We start from the raw sequence: 14,522 nt of genomic DNA, 5'->3' as shown, positions 1-14,522 counted from the left end.
CGCTGACAGAACCTATAGTGGCGGGCGCTGACCCAACATGCAGCCCGTTCATCTCACGACGGAGTGCTTGCAGGACCCGGCCCGCGTCGACTCGTTGAGTCAGGACGATCAACAATAGAATTTCTTCCGCGGCTAAGTGTCAGCGCATTGCCAGGCAGGGTTGCGTGGGACCGGCCGGTGAATATCCAGGCCCTTGGCGTTTCAGTGGACCCCCACAGACCGCGGTGACAGAGACGTGGGGCGGGTCAGTGTCCGCACCGAAGCTGCCGGCCCCAAACTCACCTTCCATGTAAAAAGCATGTAAAGAACCCGCGATTGTTCAACAAAAAGACTGGCGGATTGTTCAACAACCTTTAGACTGCTGGAAGCCCCTGTGGCGCCCCCCACATTCTCCAGTGATCGGAAAAACCATGGAAACCAAGCCGACGAAGGTGAAGGTTCGGCCTAACGCCAAGCGCACGGCACTGCTCGGAGCCATGTTCCTTATGGCCACGAGCGCCATCGGACCTGGCTTCATCACCCAGACCACCGTGTTCACAGTCCAGCTCGGCGCGGCGTTCGCGTTCGCGATCCTGGTCTCGATCCTCGTGGACATCGCGGTCCAGATGAACGTCTGGCGCATCATCGGCGTCTCCGGGCTGCGTGCCCAGGCTTTGGGCAACAAGGTGCTGCCGGGGGCGGGCTGGCTGCTCGCGGGACTGGTCTTCATCGGCGGCCTGGTATTCAACATCGGCAACATTGCCGGCACCGGCCTGGGCATGAACGCCATGCTCGGCATGGACACCAAGGTGGGCGGTGCCATTTCTGCCGCCGTCGCCATCTTCATCTTCCTGTCCAAGAAGGCCGGCCTGGCCCTGGACCGGATCGTGGTGGCGCTCGGCGCCATCATGATCCTGCTGATGCTCTACGTAGCAATCAGCGCTGCACCGCCCGTCGGCGAGGCGCTGAAGAACACCGTGCTGCCCGAGCAGGTGGACTTCCTGACCATCACCACCCTGATCGGCGGCACCGTCGGCGGCTACATCACCTACGCCGGCGCCCACCGCCTACTCGATTCCGGCACAACAGGCCCCGGACACGTCAAAGACATCACCAAGGTCTCGCTCCTGGGCATCATCGTCACCGGCGTGATGCGTATGCTCCTGTTCCTGGCCATCCTCGGTGTGGTGGCCAGCGGCGTCACCCTCGCCGGCGACAACCTCGCGGCCGACGCTTTCTACCACGCAGCAGGTGAGATTGGCCTGCGCATGTTCGGCATTGTGTTCTGGGCCGCGGCGCTGACCTCCGTCATCGGTGCCGCCTACACTTCGGTTTCCTTCATCACCACCCCCGCAACCAAGGACCGCACCCGCAGCCTGTTGACCGTGGCGTTCATCGCCGTCTGCACCGTTGCCTTCCTGCTGCTTGGCCAGGCTCCGCAGACCCTGCTGGTCTTCGCCGGTGCCTTCAACGGCCTGATCCTGCCACTGGGCTTCGGCATCCTGCTCTGGGCTGCCTGGCGCCGCCGGGACCTGCTTAACGGCTACGACTACCCGAAGTGGCTGCTGATCATCGGTGTCCTGTCCTGGGCGCTGACCCTGTTCCTGGGCTGGAATTCGCTCTCCGGTCTCGCCGCCCTCTGGCAGTAGTCCGCATTCCGCGGCACGGGCCCGGCCCGAGCCGCCTACAGAAGGATGAACGCATGACAAAACCTGAAACACTGGCCGCACTTGACCGGGCTGCCCTGTCTCCCGCCGAGGCCCGGGAACTCTTCCGGGACGGTCTGGTGACGCCGACGGCGGGCTGGGCGGCCGGGTACGCGCAGGCGAACCTGATCATCGTGCCCAAAGCGCAGGCCTTCGACGTCCTGCTCTTCGCCCAGCGCAACCCCAAGTCCTGTCCCATCCTGGGTGTTCTCGACGCCGGTGAGACCAGCGGGCCGCTGCTGGCCGGCGGGGACATCCGCACCGACGTCCCGCGGTACACGGTCTACGTGAACGGAGAAAAGACCGCGGACCCGACGGATATCACCGACTACTGGCGCGATGACCTGGTCACGTTCATTGTGGGCTGCAGCTTTACCTTCGAAGCAGCGCTTCAGGAGGGCGGCATCCGGATTGCACACATCGACCAGGGCACCAACGTGCCGATGTACCGCACGTCGGTGCGCTGTGAGCCGGCCGGCGAGATGTCCGGCCCGCTGGTGGTGTCAATGCGGCCGGTGCCGGCCGCCCAGGTGGCCGACGCCGTGCGGATCACCTCCCGCTACCCGGCGGTCCACGGGGCTCCGGTGCATGTGGGCAACCCGTCGGAGATTGGGATTGCTGATCTGGGCCGGCCGGACTTCGGCGACCCGGTGGACATTCCGGCGGGGCACCTTCCGGTGTTCTGGGCCTGCGGTGTGACACCGCAGGCGGCGGTCATGGAGTCGAAACCGTCCCTGGCCATTGGCCACGCGCCGGGCCACATGCTGATCACCGATGCCCGGGACAGCGCCTACCTGGTGCCTTAGCAGGCTTTTTGCTGCGGGCGGGCTAGTGCCCGTCCGCAGCCAGGTGCTCCAGCAGTTCGGCCTCGGCGGCGTCGAGGTAGCCGCGGAGCGTTTCCGCCGCTTTCTTCCGCTTGCCGGCCCGCAGCAGCTCCACGATCCTCGCGTTCTGTTCCACGTAGTGGGAGTGGAAGTCCGGTTCGCTGCGCATGGCATAAAAGACCAGCCGCATTTCGGCGAGCACGCGGGACATGAGGTCCTGCAGCTGCGAACTGCCGGACATCGCGATGACAGCCTCATGGAAGGCCTGGTTCGCAGCTGCCATCTCTGCCACGGAGCCAGGGGATTTGGCTTCCCGTGCAGCGGCAATCACCCGATCCAGCCTTTCGAGGTCCAGTTCCGGACCCCACAGCGCGGCCGACGGTTCCAGCATCCGGCGCACCTGGTAAATCCGCCGCACCGCGTCGGCGCCGGGGGAGGCAACGAAGACGCCGCGGTTCGGATACCGGCTCACCACGCCCTCGCCGCTGAGCACTGTAAACGCCTCACGCAGCGTGTTCCGGGAAATGTTCAGGGACGAGGCAAGCTGCTGTTCAGAGAGCTTGGTGCCGGGGAGAAGTTTCCCCGCAGCAATCTGGGCCCGCAGCACTTCCGCCGCCCACAGCGTGATGTTGGTATGCGAGGCACGCTGTTCGGCGTACTCGTCCAGGTTCAGAGCCATCCACCCAACCTAGCGGCTGGGAGGGGTCCGGCGGTGTACCCGCCGGACCTGTTACGGCTGTGCTCAGCCAATCTCGCCCAGGGAATCCCCGCGGCCGACGGCGGCACCGGCCTCCAGCGAAGCCCGGGCAAAGCTTCCGGGGCGGTGGGCCCGGACGGTGGTTTCCATTTTCATCGCTTCCAGCACCGCCACCGGATCGCCTTCGGCCAATTCTGCGCCGTCGTCCGCCAGCCACTTGACCAGGTTCCCGGCCATTGGCGAGGCCAGCCGGGCGGCGTCGGCGGTGTCCGGAGTATTGGAGGACGCCTGCGCGGTGCCGCTGCCGCCGGACCGCAGTGCGTTCAGCAGCGCAGCGGGCAGTCCGACGGCGACGGCACGGCCGTCGATATCCACGGTGATGGTTTCCCGCGCGGTGTCCGACGCCGCGGCAATGTGCGGCGAGGCAGCCAGCGGTTCAGCGAACTCGGATTCGATCCAGGTGGTGTAGACGCCCAGCTCGCCGTCGCGGGTGAACGCCTCGGAGCGGACCACGGCCTGGTGGAACGGCACCACGGTGGGCACGCCCTTGATCACCAGTTCGTCCAGTGCGGCCTTCGCCCGGCGCAGGGCCTGCGGGCGGTCCTCACCCCAGACGATCAGCTTTGCCATCAGGGAGTCGTACTCGCTGGGAACCACGGAGCCGGACCGCACACCGGTGTCCATCCGGATGCCGGGGCCAGTGGGCGGCTCGAAGGCTTCCACCGGGCCGGGGCCGGGCAGGAACCCGCGGGCCGGATCCTCGGCGTTGAGCCGGAATTCGAAGGCGTGACCGTGCGGGACCGGATCTTCGGTGATGGACAGCGGCAGGCCGTCGGCAATGCGGAACTGCTCGCGGACAAGGTCAACGCCGGCGGTCTCTTCAGTGACCGGGTGCTCCACCTGGAGCCGGGTGTTGACCTCCAGGAAGCTGATCAATCCGTCGGGGGAGACCAGGTATTCCACGGTTCCGGCACCGGTGTACCCGGCTTCCCGGCAGATGGCCTTGGCGGACTCATGGATGGTGGTGCGCTGTTCATTGGTGAGGAACGGCGCCGGGGCTTCCTCCACGAGTTTCTGGTTCCGGCGCTGCAGCGAGCAGTCACGGGTGCCGACGACGACGACGTTGCCGTGCGTGTCCGCCAGCACCTGAGCTTCAACGTGCCGCGGCTTGTCCAGGAACCGTTCGGCGAAGCACTCACCGCGGCCAAACGCGGACACTGCCTCGCGGACCGCAGACTCAAAGGCGTCCTCCACGTCCTCCAGCCGGCGGGCGATCTTCATGCCTCGGCCGCCTCCGCCGAAAGCCGCCTTGATGGCGACCGGGAGGCCGTGTTCCTCGGCGAAGGCGCGGACCTGTTCGGCGCTCTCGGCCGGGCCTTCGGTGCCGGGCACCAGCGGAGCGCCGGCGCGGACGGCGATCTCCCGGGCGGTGACCTTGTTGCCCAGATCGCGGATGGCCTGCGGTGACGGGCCGATCCAGGTGAGTCCGGCGTCGAGCACTGCCTGCGCAAAGTCAGCGTTCTCGGAGAGGAACCCGTAGCCCGGGTGAACGGCGTCCGCGCCGGCCCTGCGGGCAGCATCGATGAGTTTGGGAATGTTCAGGTAGGTGTCCGCGCCGGAGGCGCCGCCGAGCGGGAGGGCCTCGTCGGCCAGGCGCACGTGCAGCGCATCGGCGTCGGGGTCCGAGTACACGGCAGCGGAGGAAATGCCGGCGTCGGCGCAAGCGCGGGCCACGCGAACGGCGATCTCGCCGCGGTTGGCGATCAGGACCTTTTTCATACGGGTGTTCATTCGGTTCCTTCGGGAAACAGTCCGACGGCCTGCTCCGCGGTAAGCGGTGCGAGGGTGTCGGGGTCAACAAAGATAAAGCGCACCGGATCTCCGGGAGGCAGCTGGGCGGCCACCGGCAGGTCCTCCGGGATCACAACGGCGATTACCGGGTAGCCGCCGGTGACGGGGTGGTCGGCGAGGAACAGGACGGGCAGGCCCGACGGCGGCACCTGCAGCGAGCCGGCCACCACACCTTCGCTGGGCAGTTCACCGTCGCGGGCGCGGGTGAGCGGGCTGGCTGCTGTGTCCTGGGGGTCCAGGGCGAGCCGGACGCCGATCCGGTTGGATTCGCTGGTGGTGAGCCAGGTCTGGCCGGCCAGCGCGGCGGCGGCGCCGTTGCTGAACCAGTCCTGCCGGGGGCCGGCGGTGATGCGCAGCAGGGCGGGTTCGATGCCGTTGCCCAGGGTTCCAGGGACGCCGGCTGCGGCCAGAACCGGAGCCTCGGGGTCCCCGACGTGCAGGCTTCCCGCCGCCGCAACCGGCAGGCGGGTGCCGGCGGCCAGCGGTGCCGGGCCGATGCCGCTCATCGAGTCGGTGCTGCGGCTGCCGAGCACCGGGTCCACATCCAGCCCGCCGCGGACGGCGAGGTAGGCGCGCACCCCGCGGACCGGAGTGCCCAGGACCAGGGTTTCCCCGTCCAGCAGGGCGAACGGTGCGGCGTGCGGCGCGGGCCGGCTGCGAACGCCTGCGGGATCGACGACGTCCGCGGGGACGTCTGCTCCGGTGAGTGCCAGGACGGCGTCGCCGTGGGCGGTGAGTTCCAGGCTGCCCAAGAGGTTCTCGACGACGGCGGCATCAGCCGGGTTGCCGACCAGCCGGTTGGCCTGCCGGGCAGCACGGGGGTCGGCGGCGCCGGACGTGGAGACGCCTAGGTCCGCATAGCCGGGGCGGCCGAGGTCCTGGATCAGGGACTGGAGGCCTGGATTCCCGATCTCGAGGTGGCAGTGGTCGCCTTGGGCGGGCGCGCGCATCTCATCGTCCCTTAGACACCTCGCTCGTTCCTCGCTCGGCGATGCGGGACTCACGAGATGCGCGCGCCCTGAGCCTTCGCTGCCCGCTCGTTCCTCGCTCGGCGATGCGGGACTTATGACGTCCCTGATCCCTTCGCCTGTCGCCTTCGAGCCGTCAGCCTCAGCGCCGGTACCAGCCCCGGAATCCATGGACTCGGCCGGAGAAGAAGGGGAGGAGGTGGTGGGGAGGAATTCTCGGATGGGGGTGAACTGGACCGAGTCGCCGGGAGAGATGAGAGCAGGGTTGGGACGGGAGAGGTCCCACATGGGGGCGCAGGTGCGGCCGATAAGCTGCCAGCCGCCGGGGGATTCGCGGGGATAGACGGCTGAATAATCGCCGGCAAGGGCGACAGCGCCCGGCGGGACCGCGGTGCGGGGGCTGGAGCGGCGGGGAACGTTCAGGGCAGGATCGCCGCCGGTGAGGTAGGTGAAACCGGGGGCGAAGCCGCCGAATCCGGCGGTCCAGGCGGTACCGGTGTGGGCATTGACCACAGCTTCTTCGGAGAGCCCGGTGAGTCGGGCGACCTCGGCGAGGTCGGCGCCGTCGTACACCGTTTCAATGATTACGGTGCGCGGTTCGTCCGTATCCGCGTGGGTGAAGTCCAGGGCCCGCAGCAGCGGCAGGCCGGCCACGGCGTCGCGGCGGCTGGCAAAGCGCACCAGCACCGTGGCCGCGGCGGCGAGGGCATCGACCTGGCCGGGCAGCGGATGGGACTTGAGCTGGGTGTGGAGGGCGACGACGTCGGCCAGCGAACCCAGCTCGACCAGCAGCGCGCGGGTTCCGGCGGGCCGGATGCCGATGATGGTTCCGGCGGGCGCGTCTGCGGCGTGCGGGAGGCTCATACGAAGCTCTGGATGCTGACGCCGGCTTCTTCGAGGCCGGCGCGGACGGCGCGGGCCATGGCGACGGCGCCGGGGGTGTCGCCGTGCACGCAGATGGATTCGGCGTTCATGGGGATTTCGGAGCCGTCAATGGCGATGATGGTACCTTCGGTGGCCAGGCGGACCATGTTGGCGGTGACCTGATCGGCGTCGTGAATGACGGCGTTGGGCTCACGCCGGGACACCAGCGTGCCGTCCGGGTTGTAGTTGCGGTCTGCGAAGGCTTCCGAGACTCCGCGCATTCCGGCGTCGGCGGCTTTGTCCAGTGCGATGGCGCCGGGAAGCAGCAGGACGGGGAGTTCCTTGTTGAAGGCGCGGATCGCGTCGATGACTGCCTGGGCGTGGTGCTCGTGGTGAACGATCGTGTTGTAGAGGGCACCGTGCGGCTTAACGTACTGGATGTCTGCACCGGCGTGCTGGGCCAGGGCCTGCAGGGCGCCGAGCTGGTAGAGCACATCGTCGGCCAGTTCGGTGGGGGAGCAGTCCAGGAAGCGCCGGCCGAAGCCGGCCAGATCCCGGTAGCCCACGTGCGCGCCGATGGTGACGCCGGCAGCGACGGCGTCGCGGCAGGTCTGGGCGATGACGGAAGGATCGCCGGCGTGGAAGCCGCAGGCCACGTTTGCCGAGGAAACGGACTCGAAGACGGCGGCGTCGTCGCCCATCTCCCAGTTGCCGAACGATTCGCCGACGTCGCTGTTCAGGTCAATGATCGGCATGGCAGGTCCTTTTGCGCCTCGGGAACGGGGTCTTCCAAGTGTGCGGGATCACGCCCGATTGTTCAACAATCTGCGGCGGTATGTTGCGGCGGGTGTCTGTGTCGGGAGGGCTGGTCCGTGTCGGGCGCTAGTCGGAGTCCGGGTTTCATGGGCGATCCGGAGGGAGACGTTTGTTTGGATAGGTCCCGCCCAGCGCACCGACGATGGGTTAGTCCTTGGTGGCGGCGCGCAACTTGTGCGAGACAGCAGATTGGCACCTGCATGGATCTAAGTCTGCTTACTACGGGCAAATCATCATTCTTGATATCCCAAACGCAAGATTCCGGCAAGATCCCGGCAAGATAGCCGCAAATAATCAGTATGCATTTTACTGAGGGGTACGGTGGGCGACGGCTTAGTCACTAAGCATCATTTCGACACTCTGGGGAACTGTTTTGACTATGAGATTTAATCCGCCACCAAATTGGCCCGCTCCGCAGGAGGGCTGGCAGCCCCCTGCCGGCTGGCAGCCTGATCCGGCCTGGGGGCCAGCACCGGAAGGGTGGCAGCTATGGGTGAACGAGGAACCCGCAAATAATCAGTCTGCTGGTACGCCCTCTGACACGTCGGTCGTCAAGAAGAGCTGGTTTGCTAGGCATAAAGTCTTGACGGGGATCGGTGTTGTGGTGCTGCTGAGCCTTATCGTCAATGGGCTCAGCGGGACGGACGACGTAGAAAAGGCTCCGGTCGCACAGGTTAGTGAGAGCCCCTCCCCGAGAGCAACGGAGACCACCACCTCCGAACCGGAGCCAGAAGTATCTGCAACACCTACTCCAATGGCCACCGTTGCGCAGGCGACCGAGCAAGCACCACCACCACCGCCGCCGCCACCGGCGGAAAGCTATGGTCCACGCCCCGCCGATCAGCAGGCATTCCTCGACACATTCGAGGCTGGGAAGGCTGCATACGAGGCTGCGGGAACTGAGCTGCAGCGTTCGGTGGCGCTGACGGATCGAGACGCTCAGATGTGTGCCGTGTCGGGTCAAGGCAGTATGACCAACTGGACGGGGAAGATCCTGGAAATCGGGGCCAATAATGACGGCCTGGCGCACGTAAAAATCGAGTTGTCAGAGGGCGTGAAGGTACAGACTTGGAATAACGCTTTCTCTGACCTCACAGACAACACTCTGATACCGCAGAACGCGCCGTTCTTCAGCACGCTGGCCGGGATGAGCGAGGGAACGCTCGTCACATTCGCCGCTCAAACAGTCCCGTCTCCGTCATCTTGCCTGACTCGGTCCAATTTGACGGACGTGTTCTATGCCATTGATCCGAATTTCATAGTTCGATTCTCTGACATTCGTCCTCTCTAGCTACGTTGCGTGGGGATGGCCGTTCATTGAGAGCGGTCATCCCCACTTTTTGTTTTGTCCGTCCAGCGAGTTGGTCAGCAAGCCTGAACGGTAAGGGGAATGGATCTAGCGGTCCAGCTTCGCCTGGATCTCTTCCCAGGAAGGCTCGGCGGCGCCCTGGTTCCAGGGCAGGTAGGCCAGAGCCTTGCCCATGGCGCAGGTGTTAGACAGTGCGGAGAACACCAGCCCGCCGCTGATGCCGCCGGCCAGGACACGGAACTTCGGGGACGCAATGCGTCCAGCGAGAAGCCCCAGGCCGACGAGGCTGCCCGCGGCAAAGCGTACCTGGCGTTCCATGTCCCAGATCTGCTTGCCCCGCACCACGGAACCGCCGGCCTTCTCGACGTCGTCCACGCTGCCGGTGAGCACCCGCCCGCCCTGCAGCCCCGCCGCGGCGAGGCGCTCGTGCGCCTGCTTTGCCCGCACGCCGGACTGGCACATCAGCACGACGCCGTCATCCAGCCGGGCGGCCAGCTCAACCGTGTGCGCGGAGAGCATTGGCAGGGGAATGTTGTGGGAGCCCGCAATGTGTCCGGATTCGAATTCCGCGGGGTTGCGGACGTCGATGACGGTGAGGTTCGGGTTCTCGGCGATGAGTGTGGTCAGCGTCTGCGCGTCGATGGTCTTGGCGGCGGCAGTCTTGGTGGTCTCTGCGGTGGCAGCGGGGGACATTCGGATCCTTCGGTTGGAGTGGCCGGAGTGAAGCACCCACCCTATGGCCCGATTCTGGGAGAAGTCAGGGGACGTTACGCCCTGTGGCACTAGCGCCCGGCTCTGCGACGGCGCTTCCTTGTTGCTTCTGCTGTCCGAATGGCTTCACTGCGGTCATCGACTGGAGTACGGTGCGGTCCGTGACCGCTTCCGCCCATCAGCGCCATGTCCTCAACCCCCGTCGTCTCGTCGGTCAGCAACGATACCGGCAGGGCTGGGCCGCCCTGCGTGTGGCATTCGCCTTGCAAGGCCCGTCCAGACGCATCCTGTGTCGCAATAGCGTCCCTCGCTCATGCCCAAGCCCATCGTGTGTCGCAATAACGCTGCTCTCGCCCGCGATACGGACGTTATTGCAGGACAGGATGATCAGCGACCACCAAAAGAACGTCATTGCGACACAGGATGAGGTCAGGGACTTGGCGCGCGCCAACAACGCCACGGCCCCGGTCCGCGAACCTGGCGCGCGCACGAATCGCGAAACCCACTCCACACCCCGCATTGCGTTTGCATAACGTTCCGGAAACCCCTTGCCGTGATCCACGTCACGGGCATATGTTGTGCTCGCCTACAAATTGTCGGTAGGGGTACCGGCAGGGCGCTACAGCGTTGTATCCGCTCGATCCAGCCGTCCGGGTCACAAGGATGTTTCCCGCAGTCTCGCCGCGCAGTTCCTTGCCGGCGGCAGGATCCTTTTCAAAGGTTCGACCATGAGCAGAAGAAAGAATGTTTCGGCCGTCTTCCTGGCATTCGGTCTGGCAGCAGGCATGGCGGCCTGCGCCCCCGCCGGCACCACGAACAGTGACAGTGAAGGCGGAGACGGCGTCGAATGCAACGTGGGCATCTCCATGCCCACCCGCAGCCTGGAACGCTGGATCAATGACGGCGAGGGGCTGAAGGAAAACCTCGAGGCCCGGGACTGCACCGTTGACCTGCAGTATGCCGATGACAAGACAGACCAGCAGATCTCCCAGATCCAGAACCAGGTGGCCGGCGGCGCCAAGATCCTGGTGGTCGCAGCGATCGACGGCGAGACCCTGGGCCCGGTCCTGGAGGACGCCAAGAGCCAGGACGTCACCGTGATCGCCTATGACCGGCTGATCAACGGGACCGACGCCGTGGACTACTACGCCACGTTCGACAACTACAAGGTGGGCCAGCTCCAGGGCGAGTTCATCGAGGAGCAGCTGGGCCTGGCCGACGGCGAGGGCCCGTACAACCTCGAACCGTTCGCCGGCAGCCCGGATGACAACAACGCCAAGTTCTTCTTCTCCGGCGCCTGGGACGTGCTGCTTCCCTACGTGGAGAGCGGCCAGCTGGTGGTTCCCTCCGGCAAGTCCCCGGCCTCCAATGATGACTGGGCATCCATCGGCATCCTCGGCTGGGGATCGGCGGACGCGCAGGCGGAAATGGACAACCGCCTGCAGTCCTTCTACACCGGAGGCGACAAGGTCGACGTCGTGCTGTCCCCGAATGACAGCCTGGCCCTGGGAATCGAGCAGTCCCTCTCCAGCGCCGGCTACACGCCCGGCACTGACTGGCCGGTGATCACCGGGCAGGACGGCGACGTCGCCAACATCAAGGCGATCCTCGCGGACCAGCAGTCCATGACCGTCTGGAAGGACACCCGCGAACTGGGTGCCCAGGTGGACACCATGATCGAGCAGATCGTCAACGGCGAAGAGGTGGACGTCAATGACACCGAAACCTACGACAACGGCGTGAAGGTGGTCCCCACCTACATCCTCGAACCGCAGGTCGTGGTCAAGGACCAGGTGCAGGAGAAGCTGGTGGACTCCGGCTTCGTGGAGGCCGGCGACGTCGGACTCTAGGGCACCCAGCCGTGCGGGGCACGACGGCGACTGCCGCCGTCGTGCCCCGCACCCTTCGGAAAGAACAGGCAAGACATGATCGATCAGGACGTCATCCTGTCAATGGACGGCATCGTGAAGGAGTTCAACGGCGTCCGCGCGCTCGACGGCGTGTCCGTCGCCGTCCGGCGCGGTGAAGTGCACGGGATCTGCGGCGAAAACGGGGCCGGCAAATCCACGCTGATGAACGTGCTCAGCGGCGTCTACCCGCACGGCAGGTACTCGGGCACCATCTCCCTGGACGGGCAGGAAGTGCGTTACGGCTCCATCAATGACAGCGAGCGGGACGGGATTGTGATCATCCACCAGGAGCTGGCGCTCAGCCCGTTCCTGTCCATCGCGGAGAACATCTTCCTCGGCAACGAGGTGCAGCGCGGCGGGGTGATCGACTGGAACCAGACCAACCTGCAGGCCGCGGCGCTGCTCAAACGCGTCGGTCTGGACGAGAACCCGGCCACGAAGATCCTCGAGCTCGGCGTCGGCAAGCAGCAGCTGGTGGAAATCGCCAAGGCGCTGTCCAAGGAGGTGAAGCTGCTGATCCTGGACGAGCCGACGGCGGCACTGAACGACGGCGACTCGGCGCACCTTCTGGGGCTGATCGACCAGCTGCGCGAGGGTGGGATCACCTCGATTGTCATCTCCCACAAACTCAAGGAAATCCGTGCCATCGCGGATACCGTCACGGTGATCCGGGACGGGAAGACCATCGAGTCCTTCCCGGTGGAGGATTCGGAGGAGATTGAAACCCGGATCATCCGGGCCATGGTCGGACGCCCGCTGGACAGCCAGTTCCCGGACCGGAACCCGCAGATCGGCGAGGAGAAGTTCCGGGTGGAGGACTGGACGGTCCACCACCCGATCGACGTGGACCGCGTGGTGGTCAATGACGTGTCCTTCAACGTCCGCGCCGGGGAGATCGTCGGGTTTGCCGGGCTGATGGGTGCCGGGCGCACCGAGCTGGCGATGAGCATCTTCGGCCGGTCCTGGGGAACCGGGGTATCCGGACGGGTGTTCAAGGATGGCGTCGAAATCCAGACCCGCTCGGTGGGGGAGGCCATCCGGCACGGACTCGCGTACGTCAGCGAGGACCGCAAACGGTACGGGCTGAACCTGATCGGTTCCGTGGTGGTCAACGTGTCCGCCGCGGCTCTGGGGAAGCTCGCCCGGCTGGGTGTGATCGACAAGCACCGCGAATACTCGGTGGCCGATGACTACCGGCAGAAAATGAACATCCGCACCCCCACCGTGGCGTCCGTAGTGGCGAACCTGTCCGGCGGAAACCAGCAGAAGGTGGTGCTGAGCAAGTGGATCTACTCCGGGCCGGACGTGCTGATCCTGGACGAACCCACCCGGGGCATCGACGTCGGCGCCAAGTTCGAGATCTACGGAATCATCAACGAGATGGCCGCGCAGGGGAAGGCCGTCGTCGTTATTTCCAGTGAGCTGCCGGAGCTGATCGGGCTTTGCGACCGGATCTACACCATCGCCGAAGGCCGGCTCACCGCCGAAGTGCCGCGGGCTGAAGCAACGCAGGAAGAACTGATGCGGCATATGACGGCCGCCAGGATCGGATCAGGGACGGCTGCCCGTCCTGAATCCGCCCAAACTGAATCCGCCCGAATTGAAGGAGCACAGGGCCAGTGACCACAACTACTCCTGAACAGGCCAAGACACCGGCCCCGCCGCCTGCCGGAGGCAACGGCCGGAAACGGATGCGGATCGACCTGAGCCAGTACGGCATCCTCGCCGCACTGGTGGTGATCGTGCTGCTGTTCCAGGTCCTCACCGGCGGCCGGCTGCTGTATCCGGGCAACGTCAGCAACCTCATCCAGCAGAACGCGTACGTGCTGATCCTGGCGATCGGCATGGTCATGGTGATTATCGCCGGGCACATCGATCTGTCCGTGGGCTCGGTGGTCGCCACAGTGGGGGCCATCGCCGCCCTGGCTATGAACAACTGGGGCATGCCCTGGTGGGCCGCCGTAATCCTGTCCCTGGTGGTGGGAGCCGCGATCGGGGCGTGGCAGGGGTTCTGGGTGGCGTTTGTGGGGATACCCGCGTTCATCGTGACGCTGGCCGGCATGCTGGTGTTCCGCGGCGTTGCGCTGATCCTGCTGACCGGTGGAACCATCAGCGGCCTGCCGCGGCCGTTCAACGCGATTGGCTCCGGCACGCTGCCGACCACCGGCACGCCCGATCTGCTCACGCTCGGCATCGGCGCGCTCGCCTCCGTGGCGCTGGTGGTGCAGCAGCTCAAGGTGCGCAATGACCTGCGGAAGCTTGACCTGCCGCGGGAGCGCACGGCGTCGTTCGTGTTCAAGAACGCAGTGGCCGTCGCCGCGATCATGTACCTCTGCTACCTGCTGGCGTACAACCGCGGAACGCCGATCATCCTGATCATCCTTGCCGGGCTGGTGCTGGCGTACTCGTTCCTGCTGAACCGGACCGTGTTTGGCCGGCACATCTACGCCATGGGAGGGAACCTGAACGCGGCGATGATGTCCGGGGTGAAGACCCGCTGGGTGAACTTTATGGTGTTCGTGAACATGGGCTTCCTGGCTGGGCTGGCCGCCGTGGTGAGCACGGCGCGTGCCGGCGGTGCCGTGGCCTCGGCGGGGCAGGGCTTCGAGCTGGACGCGATCGCTGCCGTGTTCATCGGCGGTGCATCGGTGCAGGGCGGTGTGGGCACAGTGGTGGGTGCCGTGATCGGCGGCCTGGTGATGGGTGTGCTGAACCAGGGCCTGTCCATCCTGTCGGTGGACGCCGCCTGGCAGCAGGTCATCAAAGGCCTGGTGCTGCTGCTGGCCGTCGCGGTCGGGTTCGCCCGGCGGGGGAGGAGCGCGCGGTAACGGGCGCCTCGAGTGGGCTGCCCGGAGATCGGCCGGCCCAAGGGGATGTCGAGTATGCT

The 14,522-nt window shown here is 65.9% G+C and carries 11 protein-coding genes; 6 read left to right on the top strand and 5 right to left on the bottom strand.

The window, feature by feature from the left end; genetic code table 11:
* The first annotated feature begins 410 nt into the window (after positions 1 to 410).
* A complete protein-coding gene (locus tag GD628_RS12400) occupies positions 411 to 1,628 on the top strand; it encodes an NRAMP family divalent metal transporter (protein ID WP_152274913.1) in 1,218 nt (405 codons plus the stop codon).
* Between the two features lie 53 nt (positions 1,629 to 1,681).
* A complete protein-coding gene (locus GD628_RS12395; protein WP_152274912.1) occupies positions 1,682 to 2,491 on the top strand; it encodes a putative hydro-lyase in 810 nt (269 codons plus the stop codon).
* A 22-nt stretch (positions 2,492 to 2,513) separates the two neighbouring features.
* Here GD628_RS12395 and GD628_RS12390 read toward each other — a convergent pair whose 3' ends face one another.
* The 4 genes from GD628_RS12390 to GD628_RS12375 all read right to left on the bottom strand — a co-directional run bounded on the left by GD628_RS12390 (position 2,514) and on the right by GD628_RS12375 (position 7,644).
* Positions 2,514 to 3,188, bottom strand: a complete 675-nt coding sequence (locus tag GD628_RS12390) for a GntR family transcriptional regulator (RefSeq protein WP_152274911.1) — start codon at positions 3,186 to 3,188, stop codon at positions 2,514 to 2,516.
* 63 nt (positions 3,189 to 3,251) lie between these two features.
* Positions 3,252 to 4,985 (bottom strand): acetyl/propionyl/methylcrotonyl-CoA carboxylase subunit alpha, encoded by a 1,734-nt coding sequence (locus GD628_RS12385; protein WP_152274971.1) that lies wholly within the window; start codon positions 4,983 to 4,985, stop codon positions 3,252 to 3,254.
* A gap of 8 nt (positions 4,986 to 4,993) precedes the next feature.
* Positions 4,994 to 6,889, bottom strand: a complete 1,896-nt coding sequence (locus tag GD628_RS12380; RefSeq protein WP_152274910.1) for a 5-oxoprolinase subunit B/C family protein — start codon at positions 6,887 to 6,889, stop codon at positions 4,994 to 4,996.
* Positions 6,886 to 7,644, bottom strand: a complete 759-nt coding sequence (locus GD628_RS12375) for a LamB/YcsF family protein (protein WP_152274909.1) — start codon at positions 7,642 to 7,644, stop codon at positions 6,886 to 6,888. The genes GD628_RS12380 and GD628_RS12375 overlap by 4 nt, the downstream gene beginning before the upstream one ends.
* A gap of 554 nt (positions 7,645 to 8,198) precedes the next feature.
* On the opposite strand from GD628_RS12375, the gene GD628_RS12370 reads away from it, so the two are divergent.
* A complete protein-coding gene (locus GD628_RS12370) occupies positions 8,199 to 8,996 on the top strand; it encodes a hypothetical protein (RefSeq protein ID WP_193313271.1) in 798 nt (265 codons plus the stop codon).
* Between the two features lie 105 nt (positions 8,997 to 9,101).
* On the opposite strand, the gene GD628_RS12365 is transcribed toward GD628_RS12370, so the two are convergent.
* Positions 9,102 to 9,707, bottom strand: coding sequence for a rhodanese-like domain-containing protein (locus tag GD628_RS12365; RefSeq protein WP_152274907.1), 606 nt, complete (start codon positions 9,705 to 9,707; stop codon positions 9,102 to 9,104).
* Positions 9,708 to 10,453: 746 nt separating this feature from the next.
* On the opposite strand from GD628_RS12365, the gene chvE reads away from it, so the two are divergent.
* The 3 genes from chvE (at position 10,454) to mmsB (ending at position 14,463) form a co-directional block, all read left to right on the top strand.
* On the top strand, positions 10,454 to 11,575 hold the full coding sequence (gene chvE, locus GD628_RS12360; protein WP_152274906.1) for a multiple monosaccharide ABC transporter substrate-binding protein: 1,122 nt from the start codon (positions 10,454 to 10,456) through the stop codon (positions 11,573 to 11,575).
* A 75-nt stretch (positions 11,576 to 11,650) separates the two neighbouring features.
* Positions 11,651 to 13,258, top strand: coding sequence for a multiple monosaccharide ABC transporter ATP-binding protein (gene mmsA, locus GD628_RS12355; RefSeq protein ID WP_152274905.1), 1,608 nt, complete (start codon positions 11,651 to 11,653; stop codon positions 13,256 to 13,258).
* Positions 13,255 to 14,463, top strand: coding sequence for a multiple monosaccharide ABC transporter permease (gene mmsB, locus GD628_RS12350; RefSeq protein WP_420837574.1), 1,209 nt, complete (start codon positions 13,255 to 13,257; stop codon positions 14,461 to 14,463). The genes mmsA and mmsB overlap by 4 nt, the downstream gene beginning before the upstream one ends.
* The last annotated feature ends 59 nt before the right edge of the window (positions 14,464 to 14,522 follow it).

The sequence above is a fragment of the Arthrobacter koreensis genome (genome assembly GCF_009193255.1).
Lineage (GTDB): Bacteria > Actinomycetota > Actinomycetes > Actinomycetales > Micrococcaceae > Arthrobacter_B > Arthrobacter_B koreensis.
Note: the sequence above shows the minus strand (reverse complement) of the source record. Positions and strands in the feature narration are given on the sequence as shown.

What these genes read in the sequence shown, in the direction of transcription:
- GD628_RS12375 (WP_152274909.1), bottom strand. Translation starts at nt 7,644, where the DNA reads ATGCCGATCATTGACCTGAACAGCGACGTCGGCGAATCGTTCGGCAAC.
- chvE (WP_152274906.1), top strand. Translation starts at nt 10,454, where the DNA reads ATGAGCAGAAGAAAGAATGTTTCGGCCGTCTTCCTGGCATTCGGTCTG.
- GD628_RS12380 (WP_152274910.1), bottom strand. Translation starts at nt 6,889, where the DNA reads ATGAGCCTCCCGCACGCCGCAGACGCGCCCGCCGGAACCATCATCGGC.
- mmsA (WP_152274905.1), top strand. Translation starts at nt 11,651, where the DNA reads ATGATCGATCAGGACGTCATCCTGTCAATGGACGGCATCGTGAAGGAG.
- GD628_RS12395 (WP_152274912.1), top strand. Translation starts at nt 1,682, where the DNA reads ATGACAAAACCTGAAACACTGGCCGCACTTGACCGGGCTGCCCTGTCT.
- GD628_RS12390 (WP_152274911.1), bottom strand. Translation starts at nt 3,188, where the DNA reads ATGGCTCTGAACCTGGACGAGTACGCCGAACAGCGTGCCTCGCATACC.
- GD628_RS12365 (WP_152274907.1), bottom strand. Translation starts at nt 9,707, where the DNA reads ATGTCCCCCGCTGCCACCGCAGAGACCACCAAGACTGCCGCCGCCAAG.
- GD628_RS12400 (WP_152274913.1), top strand. Translation starts at nt 411, where the DNA reads ATGGAAACCAAGCCGACGAAGGTGAAGGTTCGGCCTAACGCCAAGCGC.
- GD628_RS12385 (WP_152274971.1), bottom strand. Translation starts at nt 4,985, where the DNA reads ATGAAAAAGGTCCTGATCGCCAACCGCGGCGAGATCGCCGTTCGCGTG.